Here is a 26,923-nt window from a genome sequence, read left to right as displayed (position 1 = left end):
GGCCACGTACGGCGCACGTACCGACGGCGACGCCACGCCCCGGCCGCCCCGGGCCCACCGGCCGGGCCAGGTCCTGTCAGCCGGCCCAGCTCCAGTTGGCCACCTCGGGCAGGTCGGTGCCGTGGGCGCGGATCCAGGCCTCGTGGCGGGTGCGGGCGTCGGCCATCTGCTGGCGTACCGCGGCGGCGCGGACGGCGAGGCCGGGGACGCGGTCGATGACGTCCATGACGAGGCGGTAGCGGTCCAGGTCGTTGCGGACCACCATGTCGAACGGGGTGGTGGTGGTCCCGGACTCCTTGTATCCGCGGACGTGCAGGTTCCGGTGGCCGGTGCGGCGGTAGGCGAGGCGGTGGATCAGCCAGGGGTAGCCGTGGTAGGCGAAGATCACCGGCTTGTCGGTGGTGAACAGGCCGTCGTACTCGAAGTCGGTCATCCCGTGCGGGTGCTCCTCGTGCGGCATGAGGCGGGCCATGTCGACGACGTTCACCACCCGTACCGCCAGCTCGGGCAGGTGGCGGCGGAGCAGCTGGGCGGCGGCCAGGATCTCCTGGGTCGGGACGTCGCCGGCGCACGCGAGCACCACGTCCGGTTCACGGGAGCCGTTCTCGGTGCCGGCCCAGTCCCAGATCCCGGCGCCGCGGGCGCAGTGGACGCGGGCCTGGTCCATCGGCAGCCAGTCGAAGCAGGGCTGCTTGCCGGCCACGACCACGTTCACGTAGTCGCGGCTGCGCAGCACGTGGTCGGCGACGGACAGGAGGGTGTTGGCGTCCGGCGGGAGGTAGACGCGGACGACTTCGGGACTCTTGTTGAGGATGTGGTCGACGAAGCCCGGGTCCTGGTGGGAGAAGCCGTTGTGGTCCTGGCGCCACACGTGCGAGGTGAGCAGGTAGTTGAGGGAGGCGACGGGAGCCCGCCAGGGCAGGCGACGAGACGTCTTCAGCCACTTGATGTGCTGGTTGACCATGGAGTCGACGATGTGCACGAACGCCTCGTAGCAGGAGAACAGTCCGTGCCGGCCGGTCAGGAGGTAGCCCTCCAGCCAGCCCTGGCAGAGGTGTTCGGAGAGGATCTCCATCACCCGGCCGTGCGGTTCGAGGTGTTCGTCGACCGGGAGCCGCCCCGCCTGCCAGGCCTTGCCGCTCACGTCGATGACGGCCTGGAGCCGGTTGGAGGCGGTCTCGTCCGGACCGACCAGCCTGAAGTCCCGGCGCGAGCGCGTGTCCTTCATGATCCTCGCGAGGAAGTCGCCCAGCACCCGGGTGGGTTCGTGCAGGGTCGTGCCCGGCTTGTCGACGGGGACCGCGAACTCGTCGAGATCGGCGAGCGGCAGGTCCCGGACGAGCAGGCCGCCGTTGGCGTACGGCGAGGCCCCCAGCCGCCTCGCACCGTCGGGGACGCAGGCCAGCACGTCGGCGACGGGACTTCCGTCGGGACCGAACAGCTCCTCGGGCCGGTACGACCGCAGCCATGCCTCCAGCTGCCGCAGGTGCTCGGGGTTCTCACGCACTGCGGCGAGCGGTACCTGGTGGGCCCGCCAGGTGCCCTCGACGGGCACGCCGTCCACCACGGCGGGGCCGGTCCAGCCCTTGGGCGTGCGCAGCACGATCACCGGCCAGTGCACGCGTTCCGTGCTGCCGTCCTCGCGTGCCGAGCGCTGCATGACGGCGATGCGGTCCAGGGCGTCGTCCATCGCGGCGGCCATGGCCCGGTGGACCTCGTGCGGGTCGTCGCCGGTGACGTGGATCGGCTCGTGACCGTACCCCCTCAGCAGGGCGTCCAGTTCGGCCTCGGGCAGGCGGGACAGGACGGTCGGGTTGGCGATCTTGTAGCCGTTGAGGTGCAGGATCGGCAGGACGGCGCCGTCGTGCACCGGGTCGAGGAACTTGTTGGAGTGCCAGGACGCGGCCAGCGGGCCGGTCTCCGCCTCGCCGTCGCCGATCACGCAGGCCACCAGCAGGTCCGGATGGTCCAGGGCGGCGCCGTAGGCGTGGGCGAGGGAGTAGCCCAGCTCACCGCCCTCGTGGATCGAGCCCGGTGTCTCCGGGGCCACGTGACTGGGCACGCCCCCGGGGAACGAGAACTGCCGGAACAGCCGCGCCATCCCCTCCCCGTTCCGCGGGACGTCGGGGTAGGTCTCGCCGTAGCTCCCCTCCAGCCAGGAGTTGGCCAGCACGGACGGGCCGCCGTGCCCCGGCCCCCACACGCACACCGCGTCCAGGCCGCGCGCCCGGACCACCCGGTTGAGGTGGGTGTACACGAGGTTCAGGCCGGGCGAGGTGCCCCAGTGGCCGAGCAGCCGCGGCTTGATGTGCTCGGGGCGCAGCGGCTCGGTGAGCAGCGCGTTGGACATCAGGTAGATCTGGCCGGCGGCCAGATAGTTGGCGGCGCGCCAGTGGGCGTCGAGGGTGCGCAGCTCGTCGTCGGACAGTACGGTGGCGTCCTGGTGTTCGACCTTGGACATCGGATGGCTCCACGGGTAGATCATCGGGTGGCGGAGGCGGCATGGCCGGCAAGAAGGCGGCGGAGCTGCCGCGCAAGGTGTACGAGACGGAACTGCTGCGCTTGCAGACCGAATTGGTGAAACTGCAGGAGTGGGTACGGGCCACGGGTGCACGTCTTGTAGTGATCTTCGAGGGCCGGGACGCCGCAGGCAAAGGCGGCACGATCAAACGGGTGACCGAGCACCTCAACCCGCGCATCGCCCGGATCGCGGCGCTGCCGAAGCCGACGGAGCGCGAGCGGACCCAGTGGTACTTCCAGCGGTACGTCGAGCAGCTGCCCGCCGCCGGGGAGATCGTGCTGTTCGACCGGTCCTGGTACAACCGGGCCGGGGTCGAGCACGTGATGGGCTTCTGCACCAAGGAGGAGCACCAGCTCTTCCTGCGGCACTGCCCGATCTTCGAGCGGATGCTGGTCGAGTCGGGGATCCTGCTGCGCAAGTACTGGTTCTCGGTGAGCGACACCGAGCAGCAGGACAGGTTCCGCAAGCGGCTGGAGGACCCGCTGCGGCGCTGGAAGCTCTCGCCGATGGACCTGGAGTCGATCACCCACTGGGAGGCGTACTCCCGGGCCAAGGACGAGATGCTGGTGCACACCGACATCTCCGACGCGCCCTGGTACGTCGTGGAGAGCGACGACAAGCGGGCGGCCCGCCTGAACATGATCGCCCACCTGCTCTCGACAGTGCCGTACCACGACGTGCCGCCGCCGGTGCTCGAACTGCCCGAGCGGCCGGCGCCGACGGGGTACCAGCGCCCGTCGCGTGACCTGCAGACCTACGTCCCCGACCACGCCGCGAGCCTGTAACCGGCTCCGGCCGGGAGAGCCGGCGCTCCGTACGACCGCTGGGTTCATGTCCGCTGCTCCTCGGAGGTCGGCCGGCCGGGCGGCCGCGTGCGTGACGGATGCCGGATCCCCCGGAACCGGGATCCAGCCTGGTGCGCCGAGGCGGCCGACGACAGGGCCCGGTGGTCCCGCACCCGTGCCGTTCGGCCCCATGCCGACCTCAGGTGCGGCCGTCGAACGGTGCCGTGTGCCAGGGCCGTCGGCGGGGTGCCGTGCGCCTGTCGGCCGGGCGGGTACCGTCCGGTGGATGCTGGGAGATCACCGGGCGGAAGGCGGCGCATGGCCCAGGACGGAGAGGGACACCCGGGATGGCGCCGGCTCGCGCCCGGTCTCGCCCTGCTGCTCGGCTACCGGCGTGCCTGGCTGAAGGGCGACCTGCTGGCCGGCGCGACCGTCGCCGCGTACCTGGTGCCGCAGGTCATGGCGTACGGGGAGGTGGCCGGGCTGCAGCCGGTCGCGGGGCTGTGGGCGATCCTGCCCGCGCTGGCCCTGTACCCGGTGTTCGGCTCCTCGCGGCTGCTCTCGGTGGGCCCGGAGTCGACGACCGCGCTGATGACGGCCACCGTGGTCGGCCCCCTCGCGGCCGGCGCCCCCACCCGGTACGCCGTGCTGGCCGCGACCCTCGCCGCCACCGTCGGCCTGCTCTGCCTGGTCGCACGGGTGATACGGCTCGGTTTCCTCGCCGACCTGCTGTCCCGCCCGGTCCTCATCGGCTACCTGACCGGCGTGGCCCTGATCATGATGGTCGACCAGCTGACCAAGCTCACCGGGGTCCCGACCACCGGCACCGCGTTCTTCCCCCAGTTGTGGTCCTTCCTCACCCGTCTGGGGGACGTGCACCCGCCCACCGTCGTGCTCGCGGCACTGGCTCTCACCGTGCTCCTGCTCGTCGCCCGGTACTTCCCCGTCCTGCCCGGCCCGCTGCTGGTGGTGGCCCTGGCCACGGCGGCGGTCGTCGTGTTCGGCCTGGACGACCGCCACGGCATCAAGGTGATCGGCACGGTCCCCTCCGGCCTGCCGGATCTCGCCCTGCCGGACCTCGGCGAGATCCCCCGCCTGGTGCTGCCCGCGCTGGGCGTCCTCCTGGTCGCCTACACGGACTTCATCCTCACCGCGCGCGCCTTCACCGGAGCCGGCCCGGACGACGAGGAGCCCACCCTCGACGCGGACCAGGAGTTCCTGGCCCTGGGCGCGGCCAACCTCGGCGCGAGCGCCGTGCACGGCTTCCCGGTGAGCAGCAGCGCCAGCCGCACCGCCCTCGCGGCCTCGGCGGGCGCCCGCAGCCAGGCGTACTCCCTGGTGGCCGGGGCCCTCGTCCTCGCGGTCCTGCTGCTGCTCAGCCCGCTGCTGACCCGCACACCGTCCGCGGTCCTCGGCGCCCTCGTGGTCTACGCGGCCCTGCGCATGATCGACCTGGCCGGCTTCCGCCGCCTGGCCGCCTTCCGCCGTCGCGAACTCCTGCTGGCACTCGGCTGCCTGGCCGGGGTCCTCACCCTGGACATCCTGTACGGCGTGCTGGTCGCCGTCGGCCTGTCCGTCGCGGAGCTGCTCACCAGGGTGGCCCGTCCGCACGACGCGGTCGAGGGGCTGGTGCCCGGTCTGGCCGGCATGCACGACATCGACGACTACCCCGCCGCCCGGACGATTCCCGGGCTTCTCGTCTACCGCTACGACTCACCCCTGTTCTTCGCGAACGCGGAGAACTTCCGGCGCCGGGCGCTGGCCGCCGTCGACGAACAGACCGAACCCGTCCGGTGGTTCGTCCTCAACACCGAGGCCAACGTGGAGGTCGACATCACCGCCCTGGACGCGGTCGACGAGCTCCGCCGCGAACTGACCGCCCGGGACGTCGTGTTCGCCCTGGCCCGCGTCAAACAGGACCTCCTGGACAGCCTCCGGGCCTACGGCCTCGCCGACGCGGTGGGCCCCGACCGCATGTTCCCGACCCTGCCGACGGCGGTGGCGGCGTACCACGAGTGGGCGGCCGCGCAGAACTGAGCGGCCACCGGCGTGGGCGCCGCGGAGGTGCTCAAGGTCCCGGTCGTGGGGACCGCTCGGCCCATGGCGGGCCCGGGGCCGGACCCGCACGCTGGCAGCGACAGAGTTGTCACGCGCGTCCCCAGGAGGCCTGCCATGAACGCCCCGCCGTCCCTCAGCATGCCGCGCGCCCTGCCCGCCGGTCAGCGGCAACGGCTGATGCACTTCGCCCGGGAGGTCTCCTTCGCCCAGGGGACCAGGCTCTTCGAGGAAGGCGGCCACGCCGACCGGTTCTGGATCGTGCGTACCGGCCGGGTCGAGCTGGACGTGCGGGTGCCCGGTCGGCGGGCCGCCGTCATCGAGAGTCTGGGGCCGGGCGAACTGGTCGGCTGGTCCTGGCTGTTCGCGCCCCATGTGTGGCATCTGGGCGCCGAGGCCACCACGCCGGTCCGGGCCTACGAGTTCGACGCGGCGACGGTGCTGACCCTGTGCCAGGAGGACGCGGAGCTGGGCGCCGCCGTCAGCCAGTGGGTGGGGCAGGTGGTCGGCCACCGCCTGAGCGCGGCCCGTACCCGGCTCCTGAACCTGTACGCCCCGTACGGCGCGGGCGCGAGCCTCTGACCGGGACGGCGATGCGGCGGCCGGGTCCGCGCCGGCTCACGGTTCCCCGGAGCGGACGACCACCACCGGGCAGTCGGCGTGCTGCGTCACCTGCATGCTGACGGAACCGAGCAGCGCCCGCGCGAACCCGCCCCGGCCCCGGCTGCCGACGACCAGCACCTCGGCCCCCGCCGAGGCCCGCACCAGCACGTCGGCGGCGTTGCCGTGCACCAGATGGGTCGTGACGGACCGCGCTTCCTCGCCGAGCACCTCCGTCAGCTCCTGCCGCATCCGGTCCTGGGCCTCCTCCTGGTCCACGTCCATGTCCACCGCGGGCCCCGACCAGCCGTACAGCCCCGGGAGCTCCCACACGGACACCGCCTCCACGGTGCCGCCGACCAGGCCGGCGTACCGGACCGCCCAGCGCAGGGCGCCGTACGAGGACGACGACCCGTCGACACCGACCACGACTCGGGGCACGGCGACTTCCCTGTCCATCGGTCCCACCTCTCCCGCGGCGCGCACGCCGCCCAGCGGCCCCCTCACCCCCACGCTGCGGGATGGTCCGCCGCGCCGCCAGAGATACGCCTCCGGCAGGGTCAGCGGACGATGCGGTGGTGCCGGCCGCCGTGCCGCAGGCGGAGCGCGGCGTAGACGAGGTCGACGGCCAGGACGACGGCGCCGATGACGAAGAGATAGAAGAGTCCGTGGGCGGCGAACCCGACGATGCCCAGGACCAGGGCCACGAGGATCAGGAGCAGAAACAGGGTCATCGGCTCTCCTGCCGCTTCGGCCCGGTCAGCGCCGGGCGAGCCGGCGCTCACCGCCGGCGCCGGGGGTGTATTCGAGGTCGTAGTGCGAGAAGACCGCGGGTTCCTGGGCGGCCAGGAGCTCGCCGTCCGTGTCGATCGCAGGGGCCTTCTTGACCACACCCCTGTCGTAGGCCACCTTCAGGTAGCCCGGACCGACGGTCGCCTTCACGAGGGGGACGAACACCAGCCGGCGGCGGGTCGGCAGCCCGACCGTGACGGTGGCGTAGAGGGGCCTGTCGGTCGCGGTGTCGACGTAGACCGACTCCAGGACACCGATCTTGTGACCGCCCGGATCGACCACGTCATGGCCGCGCCATTCCCGGATGTCGCCTGCTTCGAACATCGCCCACCTCCGGCTGTGCGGGTACCCCCTGAATCCGGGGTTGACGCACGGCGCGGGGCGCCCGGGTCACGGCACCACGCGGATGCCGACGATGCAGGTGTCGTCGTCGGTGTCGGACCTGCTGTGGGTCAGCAGGCGGTCCAGTCGCTGCTCCAGGGTCCGGGGAACCGTGCGCGCGGCGGTGAGCAGCTGCGCCAGGGACTCCTCGACGGACCGGTCCCGGCGTTCGATCAGGCCGTCCGTGTACATCAGCAGGGTGTCGTCGACGGCGAGCTGCACCTCGTGCTCCTGGTAGGCGGCCTCGGGCACGGCGCCCAGCAGCAGGCCCTGCACGAGCGGCAGCGCTTCCGCCTCGGGGCCGCGTACCAGGACCGGCGGCAGATGGCCCGCCCGGGCCCAGCGCAGGGTGTGCCGGTCGGGGTCGTACAGACCGCACACGGCGGTGGCGGTGACGGAGCCGGTCAGGTGGTGGGTCACCATGTTCAGCCAGGACAGCAGCTGCCCCGGGCCCGCGCCGGTCACGGCGAGCCCGCGCAGCGCGTTGCGCAGGACGACCATGCTGGTGGCCGCCTCGATGCCGTGTCCCGCCACGTCGCCCACGCACAGCAGCACCAGTCCGGACGGCAGCACGACCGCGTCGTACCAGTCGCCGCCGACCAGGTTCTGGGTCTCCGCGGGCCGGTAGCGCACCGCCAGGTCCAGGCCGGGGACCTCCAGCGGGGCCTGCGCGGGCGGCATGATGGCGTGCTGGAGCTGGAGGGTGAGCCGGTTGCGCTCGCTGGCCTGCTGCTCGGTGTGGGCGAGCCGGTCGCGGGTGGCGGCGAGGGCGACCTCGGTCCAGTGGTGGGCGGAGATGTCCTGGTAGGCACCGCGTACGCCGTACAGCTGGCCGCCGGAGTCGAGGACCGGTTCGGCCACCACCCGGATGTGGCGGGTGACGCCGTCGGGTCGCTGCAGACGGAAGGCGGTGGACGCCGGCCGGTGGTGGTGCATCAGGGTGCGCAGGAAACGGCCGATGGTGACGGCGTCGTCGGGGTGGGCGTGGGCGGCCAGGTCCTCCAGCGGCACGGGGGCGGCGGAGGCGGGCCGGCCGTAGAGGTCGTAGAGCTGGCCGTTCCAGGTGATCTCGCCGGTGAGGACGTTCTCCTCGAAGCCGCCGATGCGGCCCAGCCGCTGGGCGTGCTTGAGCAGGCTGGCCAGGCGGGCGGTCTCGTCCTCGATACGCCAGATGAGCAGCACGCTGCCGCCGTGCCGGCTGATGTTGAAGTCGGCCACCGCGGCCAGCGGGACGTCGTCGACCAGGGCGGTGAGGCGCATACGGCGGGCGCGGTAGGGCTCGCCGGTGGCGAAGACGCGCTCGATCCGGTCGAAGAGCTCGCTGTGGCCGGCGACCATCGGGTACGCCTCCAGGAGCAGGGCGTCGTTGATGACGCTCCGGGGCCGGCCGGCGGGATCCAGGAAACGGCTGTTGACGTGGTGGATGCGGAAGTCGACGAGGTTCCCGTCGGCGTCCAGGTGCGGCACCAGGACCAGGGCCGGGTCGTGGAGTCCTTCGGCGAGGTCGATCAGCTCGGTCACCGCGGGCACCGCGCGCGCGGCCAGGTCGCCGTCGAGGGTGGCGGGAGCGTAGGTCTCCAGGGTGTGCGCGCACAGCTCGGCCAGCGCCTCGACCTGCCGGACGATCGGCGCGGAGGGGGTGTCGAAGGGGGTGGGCCAGGCGATCTCCAGGACGCCGTGGATACGGCCGCCGGTCCCGGCGGGTACGGCGACCCGGCCGCCCTCGGGATGGTGGTGCTGGCCGATGGAGGGCAGGCCGGTCTCGGCGAGGCTGTGGATCCAGTGGCCGCCGCGTTCGGTGAGGCCCCGGCGGGCCACGGTCGCGACGCCCGGGGGCACGTGCCGCCAGCGTCCCGCCTCGGCGGAGGAGAAGCCGGCGTGCCCGGCCAGGGTGAGCGAGCCGTCGGTGCCCAGGGCCCAGATCGCCACGGCCTCCGCGCCCAGCGGGACCAGGGCGTGTTCCAGCAGGGCGTCGGCCACGGCCTGGGTGTCGTCGGCGGCCAGTGCACCGCTCTCGGCGGCCCGCAGCCGTACGCTCGCCGAGCCGGAGCTGTCGGTGCGGGCCGCGGTGACCGTGAGGAACTCGGCGGCGACCTCCGAGAACCGGTCCCGCGCCGCCTGGTTGATGACGTCGACCGCGAACTCCAGGGGGGTCACCCCCGCCTGCTCGGCGAGCTCGGCCAGCTGCCGGGCCGCCTGCGCCGGGCCGCAGCCCAGCCGTTCCACGAGGATGCCCTTGGCCATCTCGATCAGCGCACGCCCGTCGGCCTCGGCGTGCGCGGCCCGCACCTCACGCCGCAACCGCTCCACGGTCGCCGCGAGCCGCCCGACGGGGGACCGCTCCCCCGCCTCGTCCGCGTCTCCGCCAGGCCCCTCGTCCTGCCCCACGACGGCAACGGACGCCGCGCCACCGACCGGAATCCGATCGTCCGCCGGGCCCGGACCGTCGGCCGCGGCGAAGCCGTCCGCCGCGGCCGACGGCTCCGCCGGGGCGGGGGCTCCCGCCGCCGGGTGGTCGCCCGCCGAGGCGCCGGAGGCGAGGGGTTCGGGGGATTGCCGGAGATCGCTCACGGTGTTCCTGTTCCTCCGCTGGACGTCACGTCGGCCGCGCCCGCTCACTCCGGCAGCCAGCGTCGGACGCGGGCGATGAGGTCGCCCGTGTCGACGGGTTTGGTGACGTAGTCGTTGGCACCGGACGCGAGGCTCTTCTCCTGGTCGCCCGGCATCGCCTTCGCGGTGACGGCGATGATGGGCAGCTCAGCGTACTGGGGCATGGCCCGGATCTCCGCGGTGGCGGCGTACCCGTCCATCTCCGGCATCATCACGTCCATCAGGACCAGGCAGACGTCGGGGTGGGCGAGCAGCATCTCGATGCCCTTGCGGCCGTTGTCGGCGTGCAGGACCTGGAACCCGTGCAGTTCCAGCACCCCGCTGAGGGCGAAGAGGTTGCGCGCGTCGTCGTCGACCACCAGGACCGTCCGGCCGAGGAAGGCGTCGTCGATCTGCGCGGCCGGCCGGTGCGGCTCCTCCGTACGGACCAGGGACAGCACGTCCCCGGGCTGTTCGGCGGACAGGTGCAGGGTGATGCGCTCGCGCAGCTCGTCGAGGCTGGACAGGAAGTCCAGCGGCCGCCCCCCGGCGAGGGCCCGCAGCGCCTGCTCCTGCGCCAGCTCCATCCGGTGCCCGGTGTGCACCAGGACGGGCACGCTGGCCAGCGCGGAGTCGCCGCGCATGGCCTCCAGGAAGTCCGCGCCCTCCTTGCCGGGCATGCCCAGCTCGAGGACGACGCAGTGGCAGGGCTCGGCCGCCAGCGTGCTCGCCGCCTCCTGGGCACCGACGGCGGTGATGAGGTCGATCGCCCCGTGCGGGTCTCCGGGGTCCTGCGCGAGGTCGCCGACGGCCCGTTCGGCGACCAGGGTGAGCAGCCCGCGCGGGCGCTCCTCGATCACCAGCAGCCGCCGCCTGCGGTGCTGTCCGGCGGCCGCGGCGGCCACCGGCAGTTCGTGGTGCGCGGCGGCCTCCCCGGCGGCGGCCTCGCCGGCGGGGGCGTGCTGCTGCTCCGCCGGCCGGCCGCCGTTCTCCAGCAGCTCCTCGAAGTCCGCGCGGGCGACCGGCAGATACAGGGTGAAGGTGCTGCCCTGTCCGGGGGTGCTGTCGACCGTGACGGCGCCGCCGAGCAGATGGGCGATCTCCCGCGTGATGGACAGGCCCAGTCCGGTGCCGCCGTACTTGCGGCTGGTGGTCCCGTCGGCCTGCTGGAACGCGCCGAAGATCGTCTCCAGTTGCTGGTGCGGGATGCCGATGCCGGTGTCGACGACCCGGAAGGCCACCACAGGACCGCCGCGCAGGACCTCCGGTGGCACCTCCCGGTCGGCGGCCGGTTCGATGAGCAGCTGGACGCCGCCCTCCTCGGTGAACTTGACCGCGTTCGACAGCAGGTTGCGCAGGATCTGCCGCAGCCGGGAGTCGTCGGTGAGCAGGTCGGCCGGTGTCCCCGCGGCGGTGGCCACCGTGAACTCCAGGCTCTTCTGGGTGGTCATCGGCCGGAAGGTGACCTCGACGTACTCCAGGAGCTGGCGCAGCGGCACCCGTTCGGGGGCGACGTCCATCTTGCCCGCCTCCACCTTGGACAGGTCGAGGATGTCGTTGATCAGCTGGAGCAGGTCGGAGCCCGCCGAGTGGATGATGCCCGCGTACTCGACCTGCTTCGGGGTGAGGTTGCGCGAGGGGTTCTGCGCCAGCAACTGGGCCAGGATCAGCAGGCTGTTGAGCGGGGTGCGCAGTTCGTGGCTCATGTTGGCCAGGAACTCCGACTTGTACTTGGAGGCCAGCGCCAGCTGCTGCGCGCGGGTCTCCAGTTCCTGCCTGGCCTGCTCGATCTGGAGGTTCTTCGCCTCGATGTCGCGGTTCTGCGAGGCAAGCAGGGATGCCTTCTCCTCCAGTTCGGCGTTGGAGCGCTGCAGTTCGTCCTGCTGGACCTGCAACTCCTCCGACCTGGCCTGGAGTTCGGAGGTCAGCCGCTGGGACTCCTCCAGGAGTTCGTCGGTGCGGGCGTTGGCCACGATGGTGTTGAGGTTGACGCCGATGGTCGGCATCAGCTGGGTCAGGAAGTCCTGGTGGATCTGGGTGAAGCCGGTCAGCGAGGCCAGTTCGATGACGCCGAGGACCTGCTCCTCGACCACGATGGGCAGCACCATCAGGGCCCTGGGCACCGCCTGTCCGAGACCGGAGGAGATGGTCACGTAGCCCTCGGGCAGGTCCTCCACGGTGATGGGCCGCCGGTTGCGTGCGACCTGCCCGACGAGGGAGCGTCCGACGGGGATGCGGGTGGGCCGGTCCGCGTCGTCGGGGTAGCCGTACGACCCGACCAGCCGCAGTTCGTGACCGCGTGGGGTGTCCTCCGCGAGGTAGAACGCGCCGTACTGGGCCGCCGCCAGGGGCGCGAGCTCGTCCATGATCAGCTCGGCCACGACCGGCAGGTCACGGTGGCCCTGCATCAGGCCGGAGATGCGGGCGAGGTTGGTCTTGAGCCAGTCCTGTTCCTGGTTGGCCCGGGTGGTCTCGCGCAGCGACCCCACCATGGAGTTGATGTTGTCCTTGAGTTCGGCGACCTCGCCGGAGGCCTCCACCGTGATCGAGCGGGTCAGGTCGCCCTCGGCGACGGCGCTGGCGACCTCGGCGATCGCGCGGACCTGCCGGGTGAGGTTCCCGGCCAGTTCGTTGACGTTCTCCGTCAGCCGCTTCCAGGTGCCCTCGACGCCCTCCACCTCGGCCTGCCCGCCGAGCCGGCCCTCGCTGCCGACCTCGCGGGCGACGCGGGTGACCTCGGCGGCGAAGGACGACAGCTGGTCGACCATGGTGTTGATGGTGGTCTTCAGTTCGAGGATCTCGCCGCGGGCGTCGACGTCGATCTTCTTCGACAGGTCGCCGTTGGCCACGGCGGTCGTCACCAGGGCGATGTTGCGGACCTGCCCGGTGAGGTTGTTCGCCATGGAGTTGACGTTGTCCGTCAGGTCCTTCCAGGTGCCGGCCACGTTCGGCACGTGGGCCTGGCCGCCGAGGCGCCCTTCGGTGCCGACCTCGCGGGCGACGCGGGTGACCTCGTCGGCGAACGCGGACAGCGTGTCGACCATGGTGTTGATGACGTCCGCCAGGGCGGCGACCTCGCCCTTGGCCTCCACGGTGATCTTCTGCGAGAGGTCGCCGCGCGCCACGGCCGTGGCGACCTGGGCGATGGAGCGGACCTGCCCGGTCAGGTTGGACGCCATCACGTTGACGTTGTCCGTGAGGTCCTTCCAGGTCCCCGACACGCCCCGCACGATCGCCTGGCCGCCGAGGTTCCCCTCGGTGCCGACCTCGCGGGCGACGCGGGTGACCTCGTCGGCGAACGCGGACAGCTGGTCGACCATCGTGTTGATGGTGTCCTTGAGTTCGAGGATCTCGCCGCGGGCGTCCACGGTGATCTTCTGGGAGAGGTCGCCCTGGGCCACCGCGGTGGCGACCTGGGCGATGGAGCGGACCTGCCCCGTGAGGTTGCCTCCCATGAAGTTCACGGAGTCCGTCAGATCGCGCCAGGTGCCCTTGACGCCCTTGACGTCCGCCTGTCCGCCGAGGCGCCCTTCGGTGCCGACCTCGCGGGCGACACGGGTGACCTCGTCGGCGAACGCGGACAGCTGGTCGACCATCGTGTTGATGGTGTTCTTCAGCTCCAGGATCTCGCCGCGGGCGTCCACCGTGATCTTCTGCGACAGGTCGCCCTGCGCCACGGCGGTCGTCACCTGGGCGATGTTGCGGACCTGGGAGGTGAGGTTTCCGGCCATGAAGTTGACCGAATCGGTCAGGTCCCGCCAGACACCGCCGACGCCGGGCACCTGCGCCTGACCGCCGAGCCGGCCCTCGCTGCCGACCTCGCGGGCGACACGGGTGACCTCGTCGGCGAACGCGGACAGCTGGTCGACCATCGTGTTGACGGTCTCCTTCAGCTGCAGGATCTCCCCGCGCGCGGGCACGTCGATCTTCTGTGACAGATCTCCCTTGGCCACCGCGGTCGCCACCTGCGCGATGTCGCGGACCTGCGTGGTCAGGTTGCCCGCCATGGCGTTCACCGAGTCGGTGAGGTCGGCCCAGGTGCCGGAGACACCGGGCACCTCCGCCTGACCGCCCAGGGTGCCCTCGGTGCCCACCTCGCGGGCCACGCGGGTCACTTCCGACGTGAAAAGGGACAACTGGTCGACCATGCCGTTGAAGACCGTGGCGATGTCGCCGAGCAGCCCCGGTCCGTCGGCAGGCAGCCGGGTGCCGAAGTCCCCGTCGCGCACGGCCGTCAGCCCGGCCAGCAGTTGCCGGAGCTCCTGCTCACCCGGCCCCTGCACCTGGGCGCCCACCTTCGTGCCGCTCATGCACACCCTCGTTCCACTCCCCAGGAGTCCCCACCCCGAGGACTCGGAACCACACCAGGGCCGCGAGCCCCACCCACCAGCGGGAATTCCGTGTTCGACGGCTCCGACCGATGGGAAATCGGTCGCAGATTAACGCACGGAACTGCCCGCGGCCAAAGCCCGCGAGCCCTGGAAAACGGCCTTCCCGATCGGCCGAAAATCAGGGGTGGTGCGGGCGGAATGAGGGCGTCGGATCGGGGTACTCGAAGCAGTTTGCGAACCGGCGGGCCGTCACGCCGCGATGGCGTCCTCGACGGTCGGGTGGCAGGTCACGAGGGCGTCCAGCCCCACCATCTGCACGATGCGCAACGCAGGACCCCGGGCCCCCGCGATGCGCAGCCACCCCTGGGCGGCCCGGGCGGTCTGATAGGCGGCGACCAAGGCGTTGATGCCGCTGGAGTCCATGAACGTGACCCCGCTCAGATCGACGACTATCCGCGCCGCGGCCGTGGGGTCGGCCGGCGGTGTGGCCCGGGCCAGGGCGCCCGCGCTCTCGTAGTCGACCTCCCCACGGAGGATGAGAACGGTGATGCCGTCGGCGTCGGCACGGGTCACGGCCAGCCGTCCCCGGCTCTTTGCTTCCTCGTTGTCTGTCACCTGCGACCTGCGCATTCTCGGTCCGGGCTGGGCTTCTCCGTAGCCAACGCTGCCCCGGGAAGCGGAACGTGATGCACGAGACGGTCCTGTTTTTGTCGCCGGCCGGGAGTAGTGCAGGCCATCACCGGGTAAACGCGCGCCCATGAACGGGGTATTGCAGATCGTCGGCAGGGAGCCTGTCCCGCCCGAGGAGTGTTCCCGGATGCCGGAAGCCGCACCTGACGATGTCACTTTCGCACTGGACGGGGCGGACGGCTGTATCGCCGGCGCCCGCCACCGGACGTCGGAGTTCCTGACGCGGGCCCAGTCCGCGCACGGACTGCCGGTGACGGCCCGGACCATGGACCTGGCGCAACTGGTGGTCAGCGAGCTGGTCACCAACGCGCTCAAGTACGCGCCGGGGCCGGTGCTGCTGCGGCTGCGCATCGCCGGGGGCGCGGTGGAGATCGAGGTGTGGGACAGCGATCCGACGCTTCCGCTGGCCAGGGCGGCGGACGCCGGACGGGTCGGCCAGCACGGTCTGGAGATCGTGCTGGCGGTGGTGCAGGGCTTCGAGGCGCACCGGGAGCCCGTGGGCAAACGCGTCACCGCCCGGCTCGCACTCTTCGACGACGTGCTGCCGGGACTCGGCCCCTCCGGTGCCGACGGGGACGGTTGACGGTCGCCCACCGCGACAAGGCCGCTCTTCGCCGCGCCGGGGACACCGGCCCGGGCGAGGGGAATGAGCGGCGGAAGCCGGGGCACACGGGGCGCTGTACGACCCATGTGAAGCGTGATGACGCAGGAGGCTTGCGATGCTCATGGCCCACCCCGCCGTGCTGATGAACCTGGTCGAGCAGTACGAGACGCTGCGGGTCCTGAACGCGGACGACGGGTCCGAGGATGTGCGCTCCCGGATGGCGGACATCGCCTACACGCTCTGCGTGGCTACCGGTACCAAGGACATCGACGCCGCTCTCATCGCCGCCCGGCACCGGCTTCCCGGCGCACGCACGGAGGACGACTCCCTGCTCACGGCCTGACCGGGCGGAGCGGCCCGCACAGCGGGTGCGCTCACTCCGCGTCGGCGACGACCGAGCCGACGCGCTCGGCGAGGTGCGGTTCGCGGCGGACCAGGAGCGTGGCGTAGCCGACGGCGGCGAGCAGGGCGGCCAGGGCCACGTACGGGAACCAGCTGTACGGCGCCGGCTGCCCGGGCTTCGCCAGGTAGTAGAGGGGAACGAGGATGGCCAGGGTGCCGGCCGCGGGCAGGACCAGGTGCCGCAGGACGCGGAACTCCTGAGGACGGTACCGCCGGTAGTAGAGCGGCAGGGCGATGTTCGAGGCCAGATAGACCAGCAGGATCAGGATGGCGCCCAGGCTGGAGGCCTCGGTGAAGAAGACCACGGGGTCCATCGGGCCGCCGCCCAGGACGTGGCCGAGACCCCAGCCGCCGATGATCAGCAGCGCGGTGACGGTGAAGGTGACGATCGCGTTGTTCGGCGTACGGCGGGTCGGGTGGACGTAGCCGAAGAAGGACGGCAGCAGGCCCTCCCGGCCGGCGTTGAAGATCAGCCGGGCCTGGGAGTTGATGCCGGCGATCAGGACCCCGAGGGTGGAGGTGAGGCCACCGACGTAGGCGAGGGCGGCCAGCACGCCCAGGGTGTCCTGGGCGACGTCGATGAAGGGGATGGGCGAGTCGCCGAGCCGCTGCACGTCGTAGCCGAAGCCGGTGACGGTGGCGTAGGCGAACAGGATGTAGCTGACGGTCATGATGGCGACGGAGGAGAACACCGCGCGGCCGACGTTGCGGCGCGGGTTCTCGGTCTCCTCGGCGAGGGCCGCGGAGTTCTCCCAGCCGACGAAGAGGAACACCGCGATCGGGAAGCCCGCGGCCAGGCCCCTGAGTCCGTGGGTGATGTGGCCGGGCAGGAACGGGGCGGCGGACAGGGCGCCGTGGTGCCCGGCGATCGCGGCGGCGGAGACGACGGCGAGGACGAGCATCTCCACCGCGAAGAAGTAGCCGGCCCACTTCGTGGAGACCACGATCCCGCGCAGCATGAGCAGGACGGCCGCCCCGGTCAGCAGCAGCGTCCAGATGATCCAGGGGAGGTCGAGGCCCGTGTAGTGGTGCAGGGTGATCTGCACGAAACCGCCGGAGATCGCGATGACGGACGCCATCGCGACGATGTAGCCGAGGCCCGCCAGCAGGGCGGTGGTCACGGCGCTGACCGGCCCGAAGGTCCGGCCCACGAAGGTGATGAAACTGCCTGCCGAGGGATGGGCCCGGGAGAACTCGGCGAGGGTGTTGCCGAGCAGGGCCACGGCGACCCCGGCGGCGACGATGGTCAGCGGCGAGGCGACGCCCGCGGTCGTGGCCAGGAAGGCGAAGCCGAAGAAGAAGCTCATGGCCGGGCCCACGTTGGCCATGGTGGCGGCCGCGATGTCGGCCATGCCGAGGACGCCGCCGCGCAGTCGCTGCGGGGTGGCGCGGCCCGGTGGGCCCGAGGCCGGCGGGGACCCGGCGGCGGATGCGGGATCGGGCATGACGCCAGCTCCTTCGGGGACGGTCTTCGAGCGGTTGCGGGACTGAGCGGGGGCGGCGGGGGTCAGGCGGGCCCGGAGCGTGGCACGGCGTGCGGGTGTGCTTTGACCGCGGCCACCGCGAGGGCCATGTCGCCGCGGGCCAGTTCCTTCAGGAGGTCGGCGTGATGGCGGTTGCGTGCCCGTACCACCTCGGGTTCCGGGGCGGGCAGCAGGAGGCACTGCCGGCCGAGCAGGTCGGCGGCGAACTCACGGATCCCGGGTCCGCCGAGCGTCTGCGCCAGTTCGAGGTGGAAGCGGGCCTCCAGTTCGGGCAGCCGGTCCGGCGCGTCGGCGCGGTCCATCTCCTCGACGAGGGCGCGCAGCCCGTCCAGGCCGCCGTCCGGTATGTCGCCGGCCGCGTGGGAGACCAGGCCGCACTCCAGGAGCAGGTGGAAGGCGTCCAGTGCGGCCCCCTCCGCGGGATCGTGCAGTACGGCGGCGACGGAGTCCCACTCCCGCGCCACGAAGGTCCCTCCGGACCTGCCCCTGCGACGGTCCAGGAGGCCGTCCTGGCACATGCCCTCCAGGGCGCGGCGCACGGTGATCTCACCGATGCCGAGCTCCTCGGCGAGGACTCCGGCGTCCGGCAGCCGGTCCCCCGGCGCCTCGGACTTGAGGCGTACTCGCAGGGCGATCCGCGAACGGACCAGCTCCGCTCCGGGCCGTACGGGGCCCGGCCCGCTGTAGGGGCCGAACTTGCCCCCTGTATTCACCACGACGCCACCCTAACGGCGACCCTGCGGACGCAGCCCGACGCTGAAGCGAAAAATAGAGCAAGGTGAACATTTAAACAAGACTGTTTTTTTAGATCGTCGTGAACTAATTTTCGTGACCGCTCTGGTCCGCACTCCCCCATGGATGTCGAGATGACCACAACCCTCCCCGCAAGTCCGCCCACCGAGCCCGGTCTGAAGGCCGGGCTCAAGAACCGCCACCTGTCGATGATCGCCATCGGCGGCGTGATCGGCGCCGGCCTGTTCGTCGGCTCGGGGTCCGGCATCGCCGCCGCCGGCCCCGGCATCCTCGTCTCGTACGCGCTGGTCGGCGTCCTCGTCGTGCTGGTGATGCGCATGCTGGGCGAGATGGCCGCCGCCAACCCCACCTCCGGCTCGTTCTCCGCCTACGCCGACCGGGCCCTCGGGCGCTGGGCCGGTTTCACCATCGGCTGGCTGTACTGGTTCTTCTGGGTCGTCGTGCTCGCCGTCGAGGCGACCGCCGGGGCGAAGATCCTGGCCGGGTGGATCCCGGCGGTCCCGCAGTGGGGCTGGGCGCTGATCGTGATGCTCGTGCTGACGGCCAGCAACCTCGCCTCGGTCAGCTCGTACGGCGAGTTCGAGTTCTGGTTCGCGGGCATCAAGGTCGTTGCCATCGCCGCGTTCATCGTCGTCGGCGGTCTGGCCCTGTTCGGCCTGCTTCCCGGCTCCGACCACCCGGCCTCGGGGTTCTCGAACCTGACCGCGCACGGCGGCTTCCTGCCGCACGGCCCCGGCGCGATCCTCACCGGTGTCCTGATGGTGGTCTTCTCGTTCATGGGCAGTGAGATCGTCACCCTCGCGGCGGGCGAGTCGGCCGACCCGCGCGGGGCGGTCGCCAAGGCCACCAACAGCGTCATCTGGCGTATCGCCGTCTTCTACCTCGGTTCGATCCTGATCGTGGTGTCGCTGCTGCGCTGGGACGACCCGGCGATCCTCAAGGACGGCTCGTACGTCGCCGCGCTCAGCTCGATCGGCATCCCGCACGCCGCGCAGATCATGAACGCGATCGTGCTGACCTCGGTGCTGTCCTGTCTCAACTCCGGTCTGTACACGGCCTCCCGGATGGCGTTCTCGCTCGGCGGCCGCAACGACGCCCCGGCGTCCTTCGCGCGCACCACGGACCGCGGGGTCCCGCGCAGCGCCATCCTGGCCTCGGTGGTCTTCGGCTTCGTCGCCGTCGCCTTCAACTACCTCTGGCCGGACACCGTCTTCCAGTTCCTGCTGAACTCCTCCGGTGCGATCGCCCTGTTCGTCTGGCTGGTCATCTGCTTCTCCCAGCTGCGCCTGCGGAAGATCATCCAGGCCGAGGAGCCGGAGAAGCTCGTCGTGCGGATGTGGCTCTACCCGTACCTGACGTGGGCCACCATCGCCCTGATCCTCTTCGTGCTGGGCTACATGCTCACCGACTCCAGCGCGGGCGGTGGCCGCGACCAGGTCGTCCTGTCCACCCTGGTGGCGGTGGGCGTCGTCGTCTTCGCCCTGGTCCGCCAGCGCGTCACCGGCCGGACACGGTGACCGGGCGCCGTCAGGCGTCGCCGTAGGCCTCCCCGCCGAGCTCCAGGCTCGCCGTGCCCGCCGTGGCGTCGGCGAGCCAGCCGCGGAAGGTGTCCACGTCGGCGTCGGGGAGGCCGATCTCGATGGTGACCGCCTCGCCGTAGCGCACGTCGCGGACCTCGCGGCCGGTGGCCCGCAGGTCGTTCTGGACCTTGCCGGCGCGCTGGTGGTCGACGGTCACCGTGGCCAGCCGGAAGCGGCGGCGGGTGAGCGTGCCGAGTTCGTCGAGGGCCTCGCCGACCGCACCGCCGTAGGCACGGATGAGGCCGCCCGCGCCGAGCTTGACGCCGCCGTAGTACCGGGTGACGACGGCGACGACGTAGCGCATCTCACGGCGCAGCAGCATCTGGAGCATGGGAACCCCGGCGGTGCCGCCCGGTTCGCCGTCGTCACTGGCCTTCTGGACGGAGGCGTCGGCGCCGATGACGTACGCCCAGCAGTTGTGGGTGGCGTCGGCGTGCTCCTTGCGGATCGCCGCGACGAAGTCCTGGGCCTCCTGCTCGTCGGCCGCCGGGGCGAGAGCGCACAGGAAACGGGAACGGTTGACCTCGGTCTCGTGCACGCCCGCGCGGGCGACTGTGCGGTACTCGTCCTGCATCCGCCCAGCCTATGCGGCCACCCGGCGCACCCGGCCCACCCGGGCCGCCCCGGCCGGTGGACCGCGGTCAGGGCTTCGCGCACCGGGTCAGGCCTTTCTCCCCCGGGCCACCGTCACCTCCGTCAGCAGCGCGGCTCCCGGGACCAGTTCCGTCCACGTCGTCCCGTGCCAGGCGAGGACCGCGAGCGCCGACGTCGGGAACTTCGCGCGGACCTGGTCCAGGGCGTCGTCCAGGCCGCCCCCCGCCAGTTCCAGGACCAGGTCCTCCAGCCCCGGGTTGTGCCCGACCAGCAGCAGCGTCTCCACCTCGGCCGGCACCTCGCGCACGACCTCCAGCAGCTCGGGCACGTCGGCCGCGTAGACCCGGCTGTCGTAGCGGACCGGCGGCGGTGTGCCCCACTGCCCGGCCGCCAGGTCCCAGGTCTGCCGGGCACGCACCGCGGTCGAGCAGATCGCGAGGTCGGGCAGGCAGTCGGACGCGGCGAGGGCCCGGCCGGCCGCGGGCGCGTCACGGCGGCCGCGCGCCGCGAGCGGGCGCAGCTCGTCGGGGACGCCCTCGGGCCAGGACGACTTGGCGTGCCGCAGGACGACCAGACGGCGCAGCGGTCCCGCGCCCGGCCGGGCGGTCACGCCGGCCTCCCGAGGTCGCGGGTGAGGTCGAGGGCGAGCAGCCGGTCGGCGTAGGCACAGGTCTCGAAGCGGGCGCCGTCCGGGATCTCGGGCTGGCTCTCCATCCAACGCAGCACACCGAGGACGCCGGGCACGTCGAGATCGTCATCCCAGGCGTCCCGCAGCCGCCCCCGCACCTTCTCGGGCACCGGCCGGGAGGGGCTGCGCGCCCATCCGGCGACCGACTGCCGCACCCGCCCGAGCCGCCGTCCGGCCTCGTCGAGGGCGCCGGCGGCGAGGTGGAGGGCCGTGCGGCGCGGGGCGTCGAGGAGGGCGAGCCGGAGGGCGGCGGGGTCGGCGAGCCCGTTCAGGACGTCCGCGTCCGGTCCGCCGGCGGGGGCGACCGCCACGGTCACCCCGGTGCCGGGCACGGGCGCGTCCCGCGCCGTCACGTGGACGACCTGTGCCTCGCCGAGTCCGGAGGCGAGGTCGCGGCCGTCCTCGAAGGGGCGGATGCCGAGGGCGGTGGCGGCGGCGTGCAGTTCGGCCTGGTGGCGGTCGGCGGTGAGCAGCGGCAGGACCGGGGTGCCGCCGAGTTCCAGGGCGCGCAGCAGGAGGTCGGTGGTGAGCAGGACCCGCAGCCCGGTCAGGTCGCGCCCGGAGACATGTGCCTCCACCCGGGTCAGGGCACGTCGGGCGGGGGCGGCGGGGACGGTCTCACCGGTCTTGGCGTCGAGAATGCGCAGCACGGGCTGAGCGTAGGCGTGCGGAGGGCCCCACGCAGGCACCTTGCGACGATTCCGGTCACCGTGGCGGGACATACGGGACATGCGACGCCCGCCCGTGCCACGGGGACCGCCCCGCGCCGGGGAATCAGGGTCAGGCGGAGGGGGTTGGCCACGGCAGACGTTCCCCGAGCAGAGGAGGCAGCCGGTGTACGGCGACGCAGAGACGGTCCGCAGGATCCTGACCGGTACGGGTGACACCTGGGCGGTGGTCGGCCTGTCGTCCAACCGGGGGCGGGCGGCGTACGGGGTGGCGCAGGTGCTGCAGCGGTTCGGCAAGCGGATCGTGCCGGTCCACCCGAAGGCGGAGACGGTGCACGGCGAGCGGGGCTACGCGTCGCTCGCGGACATCCCCTTCGACGTCGACGTCGTGGACGTCTTCGTCAACAGCGGGCAGGCCGGGGCGGTGGCCGACGAGGCGGTGGCCAAGGGGGCGAAGGCGGTGTGGTTCCAGCTCGGGGTGGTGGACGAGGCCGCGTACGGGCGGGTGCGGGGCGCCGGGCTGGACATGGTCATGGACCGCTGCCCGGCCATCGAAATTCCGCGGCTGAGCGGGATTTGAGCTTGATCTGAGCTTTCTGTCTTACCCTCTTCTCACAATCCGGAGCTGAATACGGACATTCCGTGACCCTCGCTCACCTGCGCAAAAGCTTTGGCCAAGACAGGCAAGATCGAGGGTCAAATCTTCGACAAGGCTCTTCTGTCGTTCCGGAACTCGCCCTTAAGTTGTGCCCTCTTGCTCGTTAAATCTGCGTTCAGAAACTGAGAGGCCACTTGACATGGTGAGTGTCGAGAAACCCGCGACGGAGGACACCCGGCCTTCGGGCGGGCTGAGGCGGGACGTCGGCCTGATCGGCCTGATGTGGGCCTCGGTGGGCTCGATCATCGGATCCGGCTGGCTCTACGGCGCCCAGAAGGCCGTCGTGGAGGCAGGCCCCGCGGCGATCATCTCGTGGGTGATCGGCGCCATCGCGATCGTACTGCTGGCCCTGGTGCACGCCGAACTCGGCGGCATGTTCCCGGTGGCCGGCGGTACCGCCCGCTACCCGCACTACGCCTTCGGCGGGCTGGCCGGCATGTCCTTCGGCTGGTTCTCCTGGCTGCAGGCCGCGACCGTGGCCCCGATCGAGGTCGAAGCCATGATCGGTTACGCCGGTCACTGGAAGTGGGCACAGCATCTGCAGCACGCCAACGGCACCCTGACCCACACCGGTCTGCTGGTGGCGATCGTGCTGATGGCCCTGTTCGTGGGAGTCAACTTCCTCGGCGTGCGGGTGCTCGCGCACACCAACAGCGCCGCGACCTGGTGGAAGATCGCCGTGCCGCTGCTCGCGATCTTCATCATCGCGGTCGGCAACTTCCACCCGTCCAACTTCCACTCCGAGGGCTTCGCCCCGTTCGGCGCCAAGGGTGTCCTCGCCGCGATCAGCACCAGCGGCATCATCTTCGCGCTGCTGGGCTTCGAGCAGGCCATCCAGCTGGCCGGCGAGAGCCGCAACCCGAAGAAGGACCTGCCGCGCGCCACGCTCGGCTCGGTCGCGATCGGCGCCGTCATCTACGTCCTGCTCCAGGTCGTGTTCATCGCCGCGCTGCCGCACAGCAGCTTCGCGCACGGCTGGGCCAACCTGGCCTACAAGGGCATCAGCGGCCCGTGGGCCGGACTCGCCAGCCTGGTGGGCCTCGGCTGGCTGGCGTGGGTCCTCTACCTCGACGCGATCATCTCCCCCGGTGGCACCGGCCTGATCTACACCACCGCCACCTCCCGCGTCTCCTACGGCCTGGCGAAGAACGGCTACGCGCCGAAGCTCTTCTCCCGGACCGACGCCCGGGGCGTCCCGTGGTTCGGTCTGATCATGTCCTTCGTGACCGGTGTGATCTGCTTCCTGCCGTTCCCCAGCTGGCAGCAGCTGGTCGGCTTCATCACCTCCGCGAGCGTGCTCATGTACGCCGGTGCGCCGCTGGCGTACGGCGTCTTCACCGACAAGCTGCCGCACCTGGAGCGCCCGTACCGGCTGCCCTTCGGGAAGGTGATCTCCCCGGTGTCGTTCGTGGTCGCCAACCTGATCATCTACTGGTCCGGCTGGGGCACCCTGTGGCGGCTCGGCATCGCGATCGTCCTCGGCTACCTGCTGCTCGGCGGCTACGCGCTCTACGCGGTCAACAAGAACCTGCCGGACGCGCCCAGGCTGGACTTCAAGGCCGCCCAGTGGCTGCCCGTCTACCTGGTCGGCATGGGCCTGATCTCCTGGCAGGGCGGTTTCGGCGGCCAGGGACACATCGCCCTGTGGTGGGACATCCTGGTCATCGCCGCCTTCTCGGTCGTCATCTACTACTGGGCCAAGGCGACCGCCTCCACGACGGAGGACATCGAGCGCAGCATCGACGAGGTCGTGGTCACCGACGCCCCGGCGCACTGACCCGCCACACCCCTGCGTCCCGTCAGCCGCGGTGGCACTGCCGTGGCTGACGGGACACCGTCATAATGCGGGGGTGAATCCGAACTCCCCGTCAGAGGAACGCCGTACGGTCGTCGTCGTGGGCGCCGGGCCCGCCGGGCTGGCCGTCGGGAACATCCTGCGGGCCGCCGCCGTCGACTGTGTGGTCCTGGAGACCGAGAGCAGGCAGTTCGTCGAGACCCGGCCACGGGCCGGGGTCATCGAGGAGCAGGTGGTGCGCGGCCTGCGGGAGCACGGTCTGGCCGATGCCCTGTCGGCCCGCGCGCAGGTCCACGACGTGTGCGAGTTCCGCTTCGCCGACGAGCGGTTCCGCTTCGACTACGCCGAGCTGACAGGTCATCACCACTACGTCTATCCGCAGCCGTTGCTGGTGACCGACCTGGTGCGGGAGTACGCCGACGTGCGCGGCGGGGACGTCAGGTTCGGGGTGCGGGACGTCCGGCTGCACGATCTGGAGACGGACCGGCCCGCCGTCTCGTACACCGACCCGACCACCGGGCAACGGCACGTGCTGCGCTGCGAGTTCGTCGCCGGCTGTGACGGCGCGCGCGGGGTGAGCCGGGAGGCGATCCCCGACGGACGGGTGCGGATCTCGCGCCGGGACTACGGCGTCGGGTGGCTGGCGCTGCTCGCCGAGGCGCCGCCGTCCTCGGACTGTGTGGTGTTCGGCGTCCACCCGAACGGTTTCGCCGGACACATGGCCCGCAGTCCCGAGATGACCCGCTACTACCTCCAGTGCCCACCGGGCGACGACCCGGAGAACTGGTCCCACGACCGGGTCTGGGACGAACTGCGCCAACGGCTCGGCGCGGCCGGGGCGCCGCCGCTCAACGAGGGGCGGCTGCTCGAGAAGCGCGTGCTGGACATGCACGACTACGTGGTCGAGCCCCTGGTCTTCGGCCGGCTCCTCCTGGCGGGCGACGCCGGGCACCTGACCGCGCCGATCGCGGCCAAGGGCTTGAACCTCGCCCTGCACGACGCCTTCCTGCTGGCCGACGCGCTCGTCGCGCACGTCGTGAAAGGCGACGACACCGGCCTGGACGGCTACTCCCACGCCTGCCTGCGCCGGGTCTGGGACTACCAGGAGTTCTCCGGGTTCCTGTCCGGCATCTACCACGGCACCGCCTCAGGCGACCCCTTCGTGGCCGGGACCACGCTGGCCCGGCTGCGGCGGCTGTTCACCTCACGCACGGCGGCGACGTCCTTCGCGGAGCAGTACCTCGGTTCGGCCACCGCCTACTGAGCCCCTCCCGGGCGGTCCTCGGCGGTGGTCTCGGTGAGCCGGTGGTCGGCCACCTTCAGCGCCTCGTCCACCAGCCGGCGCAGATGACCGTGGCGCAGCGAGTACACCACCCGCCGTCCCTCCTTGCGCGTACCCACCAGACCGGCGAGCCGCAGCCGGGCCAGATGCTGGCTGACGGCGGGCCGGGCGGCGCCGCACACCTCGGTGAGCGTGGTGACGTCCGCCTCGCCCGTGGTCAGCGCGTGCAGCAGGGTGAGCCGGGTGCGGTCGCCGAGCAGGGCGAGGAGTTCGGCGGCGAGCGCGAACTGCTCCTCGCCGGGGCTGCGCGGATGCGCATGATGCGCAGGTGATAGGTGCGTGCGTGCGCTCATACGCACATAATGGCGCCGAGGGCACGGTCTGTCCACGCCCCGCCCACCGGAGAGGGGAGCCGCATGAGCGACCGGCACGAACACGAACACGCGCACGAGCACGAGCACGCGACAACGCATACGCACAGGCACGCATCGTCGGGCGACCGGCACCCGCACGACCACGCCCACGGCCATGGCCATGACCGTGACGGTGACGGCGGCCGTGAGGCGGGGCACGGTCACTCCCACTCCTCCCCCCGTGGCCTGCGGCACCGTCTCGGGCACCTGCTCACCCCCCACTCCCACGAGACGGCCGACAAGCTCGACCCGGCACTGGAGTCCTCGGCGCGGGGCATGCGGGCGCTCTGGGTGTCGCTGGCCGTGCTCGGCGCGACGGCGCTCGTCCAGGCGGCCGTCGTGGTCGCGTCCGGCTCGGTCGCCCTGCTCGGGGACACCGTGCACAACGCGGCCGACGCGCTGACCGCCGTACCGCTGGGGATCGCCTTCGTGCTCGGGCGGCGCACGGCGAACCGCCGTTTCACCTACGGCTACGGGCGGGCGGAGGATCTCGCGGGCCTCGCGATCGTGCTGACGGTCGCCGCGTCGGCCGCCTTCGCCGCCTGGACGGCGGCTGAACGACTGCTGGACCCGCGCCCCGTCGCACATCTGCCGGCCGTCGCGGTGGCCGCGCTGGTGGGATGCGCCGGGAACGAATGGGTGGCCCGGTACCGGATCCGGGTGGGCCGGGACATCGGCTCGGCCGCGCTGGTCGCCGACGGGCTGCACGCGCGTACCGACGGTTTCACCTCGCTGGCCGTGCTGCTGGGCGCCGCCGGTTCGGCGCTGGGCTGGCACCTCGCGGACCCGCTCGTCGGCTTGGCGATCACCGCCGCGATCGCGCTGGTGCTGCGGGACGCGGCGCGCGAGGTGTTCCGGCGGGTCATGGACGCCGTGGACCCGGAGTTGGTGGACCGGGCCGAGCGAGCGGTGCGCGAGGTGCCGGGGGTGCGTGCGGTGGGTGAGCTGCGGCTGCGGTGGCTCGGACACCGGCTGCGCGCCGAGGTCGCGGTGGTGGTCGACGGCGACGCGACCGTACGGCAGGCGCACGTGATCGCCGTCGAGGCGGAGCATGCGTTGCTGCACGCCGTCCCCAGGCTGACGGCGGCCCTGGTGCACGCGGATCCGGCTCCGGGCCCCGGCGAGGCCGACCCGCACCTGGCCCTGGCCCACCACGCGGTGTCGCCCTAGGGCCCTTCTGATGGATCTCCGTGGAAGAAGGAGCGGCGTTCGGTGCGTGCGATCGGCGTGCGGGGTGGCGGGTCATGTGGCGGAGCCA

Annotated in this window: 23 protein-coding genes; 10 read left to right on the top strand and 13 right to left on the bottom strand. The window is 71.9% G+C overall.

The window, feature by feature from the left end; translation table 11 throughout:
* Nucleotides 1–76 precede the first annotated feature (76 nt).
* Nucleotides 77–2,461, bottom strand: a complete 2,385-nt coding sequence (locus AB0958_RS27405) for a phosphoketolase family protein (protein ID WP_366893126.1) — start codon at nucleotides 2,459–2,461, stop codon at nucleotides 77–79.
* A 41-nt stretch (nucleotides 2,462–2,502) separates the two neighbouring features.
* On the opposite strand from AB0958_RS27405, the gene ppk2 reads away from it, so the two are divergent.
* The 3 genes from ppk2 to AB0958_RS27390 all read left to right on the top strand — a co-directional run bounded on the left by ppk2 (nucleotide 2,503) and on the right by AB0958_RS27390 (nucleotide 5,943).
* Nucleotides 2,503–3,306: a polyphosphate kinase 2 gene (gene ppk2, locus AB0958_RS27400; RefSeq protein WP_366893125.1), complete on the top strand. Its 804-nt coding sequence runs from the start codon at nucleotides 2,503–2,505 to the stop codon at nucleotides 3,304–3,306.
* Nucleotides 3,307–3,624: 318 nt separating this feature from the next.
* Nucleotides 3,625–5,343 carry a sulfate permease gene (gene sulP, locus AB0958_RS27395; protein ID WP_366893124.1) on the top strand — a complete coding sequence of 573 codons (1,719 nt, stop codon included), beginning with the start codon at nucleotides 3,625–3,627 and terminating at the stop codon, nucleotides 5,341–5,343.
* A 135-nt stretch (nucleotides 5,344–5,478) separates the two neighbouring features.
* Nucleotides 5,479–5,943 (top strand): cyclic nucleotide-binding domain-containing protein, encoded by a 465-nt coding sequence (locus tag AB0958_RS27390; protein ID WP_366893123.1) that lies wholly within the window; start codon nucleotides 5,479–5,481, stop codon nucleotides 5,941–5,943.
* A 36-nt stretch (nucleotides 5,944–5,979) separates the two neighbouring features.
* On the opposite strand, the gene AB0958_RS27385 is transcribed toward AB0958_RS27390, so the two are convergent.
* The 6 genes from AB0958_RS27385 to AB0958_RS27360 form a co-directional block, all read right to left on the bottom strand.
* Nucleotides 5,980–6,420, bottom strand: a complete 441-nt coding sequence (locus AB0958_RS27385) for a universal stress protein (protein WP_366893122.1) — start codon at nucleotides 6,418–6,420, stop codon at nucleotides 5,980–5,982.
* A gap of 101 nt (nucleotides 6,421–6,521) precedes the next feature.
* Nucleotides 6,522–6,695 carry a hypothetical protein gene (locus AB0958_RS27380; protein WP_366893121.1) on the bottom strand — a complete coding sequence of 58 codons (174 nt, stop codon included), beginning with the start codon at nucleotides 6,693–6,695 and terminating at the stop codon, nucleotides 6,522–6,524.
* A 25-nt stretch (nucleotides 6,696–6,720) separates the two neighbouring features.
* A complete protein-coding gene (locus AB0958_RS27375; protein WP_366893120.1) occupies nucleotides 6,721–7,077 on the bottom strand; it encodes a PRC-barrel domain-containing protein in 357 nt (118 codons plus the stop codon).
* A gap of 66 nt (nucleotides 7,078–7,143) precedes the next feature.
* The gene (locus AB0958_RS27370; protein ID WP_366893154.1) at nucleotides 7,144–9,522 is read right to left on the bottom strand and encodes a SpoIIE family protein phosphatase; all 2,379 of its coding nucleotides are present in this window, start codon (nucleotides 9,520–9,522) and stop codon (nucleotides 7,144–7,146) included.
* A 227-nt stretch (nucleotides 9,523–9,749) separates the two neighbouring features.
* The gene (locus AB0958_RS27365; protein WP_366893119.1) at nucleotides 9,750–14,033 is read right to left on the bottom strand and encodes a HAMP domain-containing protein; all 4,284 of its coding nucleotides are present in this window, start codon (nucleotides 14,031–14,033) and stop codon (nucleotides 9,750–9,752) included.
* 270 nt (nucleotides 14,034–14,303) lie between these two features.
* The gene (locus AB0958_RS27360) at nucleotides 14,304–14,669 is read right to left on the bottom strand and encodes an STAS domain-containing protein (RefSeq protein WP_366893118.1); all 366 of its coding nucleotides are present in this window, start codon (nucleotides 14,667–14,669) and stop codon (nucleotides 14,304–14,306) included.
* A 202-nt stretch (nucleotides 14,670–14,871) separates the two neighbouring features.
* Between AB0958_RS27360 and AB0958_RS27355 the strand changes: the two genes are divergently transcribed.
* Nucleotides 14,872–15,327 (top strand): ATP-binding protein, encoded by a 456-nt coding sequence (locus AB0958_RS27355; RefSeq protein ID WP_366893117.1) that lies wholly within the window; start codon nucleotides 14,872–14,874, stop codon nucleotides 15,325–15,327.
* A 136-nt stretch (nucleotides 15,328–15,463) separates the two neighbouring features.
* Entirely contained in the window at nucleotides 15,464–15,691 is a 228-nt protein-coding gene (locus AB0958_RS27350) for a DUF5133 domain-containing protein (RefSeq protein WP_366893116.1), read from the top strand.
* Nucleotides 15,692–15,722: 31 nt separating this feature from the next.
* Here AB0958_RS27350 and AB0958_RS27345 read toward each other — a convergent pair whose 3' ends face one another.
* Both AB0958_RS27345 and AB0958_RS27340 read right to left on the bottom strand, forming a co-directional pair.
* On the bottom strand, nucleotides 15,723–17,195 hold the full coding sequence (locus AB0958_RS27345) for an APC family permease (RefSeq protein WP_366893115.1): 1,473 nt from the start codon (nucleotides 17,193–17,195) through the stop codon (nucleotides 15,723–15,725).
* Nucleotides 17,196–17,257: 62 nt separating this feature from the next.
* Nucleotides 17,258–17,950, bottom strand: a complete 693-nt coding sequence (locus tag AB0958_RS27340) for an FCD domain-containing protein (RefSeq protein ID WP_366893114.1) — start codon at nucleotides 17,948–17,950, stop codon at nucleotides 17,258–17,260.
* 150 nt (nucleotides 17,951–18,100) lie between these two features.
* On the opposite strand from AB0958_RS27340, the gene AB0958_RS27335 reads away from it, so the two are divergent.
* Nucleotides 18,101–19,504, top strand: coding sequence for an amino acid permease (locus tag AB0958_RS27335; protein ID WP_366893113.1), 1,404 nt, complete (start codon nucleotides 18,101–18,103; stop codon nucleotides 19,502–19,504).
* A gap of 10 nt (nucleotides 19,505–19,514) precedes the next feature.
* Here the strand turns inward: AB0958_RS27335 and AB0958_RS27330 are convergent, their stop codons facing one another.
* The 3 genes from AB0958_RS27330 to AB0958_RS27320 form a co-directional block, all read right to left on the bottom strand.
* Nucleotides 19,515–20,141 carry a YigZ family protein gene (locus AB0958_RS27330; protein ID WP_366893112.1) on the bottom strand — a complete coding sequence of 209 codons (627 nt, stop codon included), beginning with the start codon at nucleotides 20,139–20,141 and terminating at the stop codon, nucleotides 19,515–19,517.
* Between the two features lie 87 nt (nucleotides 20,142–20,228).
* Nucleotides 20,229–20,771 carry a histidine phosphatase family protein gene (locus AB0958_RS27325; RefSeq protein WP_366893110.1) on the bottom strand — a complete coding sequence of 181 codons (543 nt, stop codon included), beginning with the start codon at nucleotides 20,769–20,771 and terminating at the stop codon, nucleotides 20,229–20,231.
* On the bottom strand, nucleotides 20,768–21,499 hold the full coding sequence (locus tag AB0958_RS27320; protein ID WP_366893109.1) for a hypothetical protein: 732 nt from the start codon (nucleotides 21,497–21,499) through the stop codon (nucleotides 20,768–20,770). The genes AB0958_RS27325 and AB0958_RS27320 overlap by 4 nt, the downstream gene beginning before the upstream one ends.
* A 184-nt stretch (nucleotides 21,500–21,683) precedes the next feature.
* On the opposite strand from AB0958_RS27320, the gene AB0958_RS27315 reads away from it, so the two are divergent.
* The 3 genes from AB0958_RS27315 (at nucleotide 21,684) to AB0958_RS27305 (ending at nucleotide 25,234) form a co-directional block, all read left to right on the top strand.
* Nucleotides 21,684–22,097 carry a CoA-binding protein gene (locus AB0958_RS27315; protein WP_366893108.1) on the top strand — a complete coding sequence of 138 codons (414 nt, stop codon included), beginning with the start codon at nucleotides 21,684–21,686 and terminating at the stop codon, nucleotides 22,095–22,097.
* Nucleotides 22,098–22,314: 217 nt separating this feature from the next.
* Nucleotides 22,315–23,952 carry an APC family permease gene (locus tag AB0958_RS27310; protein WP_366893107.1) on the top strand — a complete coding sequence of 546 codons (1,638 nt, stop codon included), beginning with the start codon at nucleotides 22,315–22,317 and terminating at the stop codon, nucleotides 23,950–23,952.
* Between the two features lie 73 nt (nucleotides 23,953–24,025).
* The gene (locus AB0958_RS27305; RefSeq protein WP_366893106.1) at nucleotides 24,026–25,234 is read left to right on the top strand and encodes a 4-hydroxybenzoate 3-monooxygenase; all 1,209 of its coding nucleotides are present in this window, start codon (nucleotides 24,026–24,028) and stop codon (nucleotides 25,232–25,234) included.
* Here the strand turns inward: AB0958_RS27305 and AB0958_RS27300 are convergent.
* Nucleotides 25,228–25,605: a metalloregulator ArsR/SmtB family transcription factor gene (locus AB0958_RS27300; protein ID WP_366893105.1), complete on the bottom strand. Its 378-nt coding sequence runs from the start codon at nucleotides 25,603–25,605 to the stop codon at nucleotides 25,228–25,230. The two genes, AB0958_RS27305 and AB0958_RS27300, sit on opposite strands and share 7 nt — an antisense overlap.
* 63 nt (nucleotides 25,606–25,668) lie before the next feature.
* Here AB0958_RS27300 and AB0958_RS27295 point away from each other — a divergent pair, with 63 nt between their 5' ends.
* Nucleotides 25,669–26,835, top strand: a complete 1,167-nt coding sequence (locus AB0958_RS27295) for a cation diffusion facilitator family transporter (protein WP_366893104.1) — start codon at nucleotides 25,669–25,671, stop codon at nucleotides 26,833–26,835.
* Nucleotides 26,836–26,923 lie beyond the last annotated feature (88 nt).

Source organism: Streptomyces sp. NPDC006655 (assembly GCF_040703965.1).
Lineage (GTDB): Bacteria > Actinomycetota > Actinomycetes > Streptomycetales > Streptomycetaceae > Streptomyces.
This window is presented reverse-complemented; position numbering and strand designations above follow the sequence as displayed.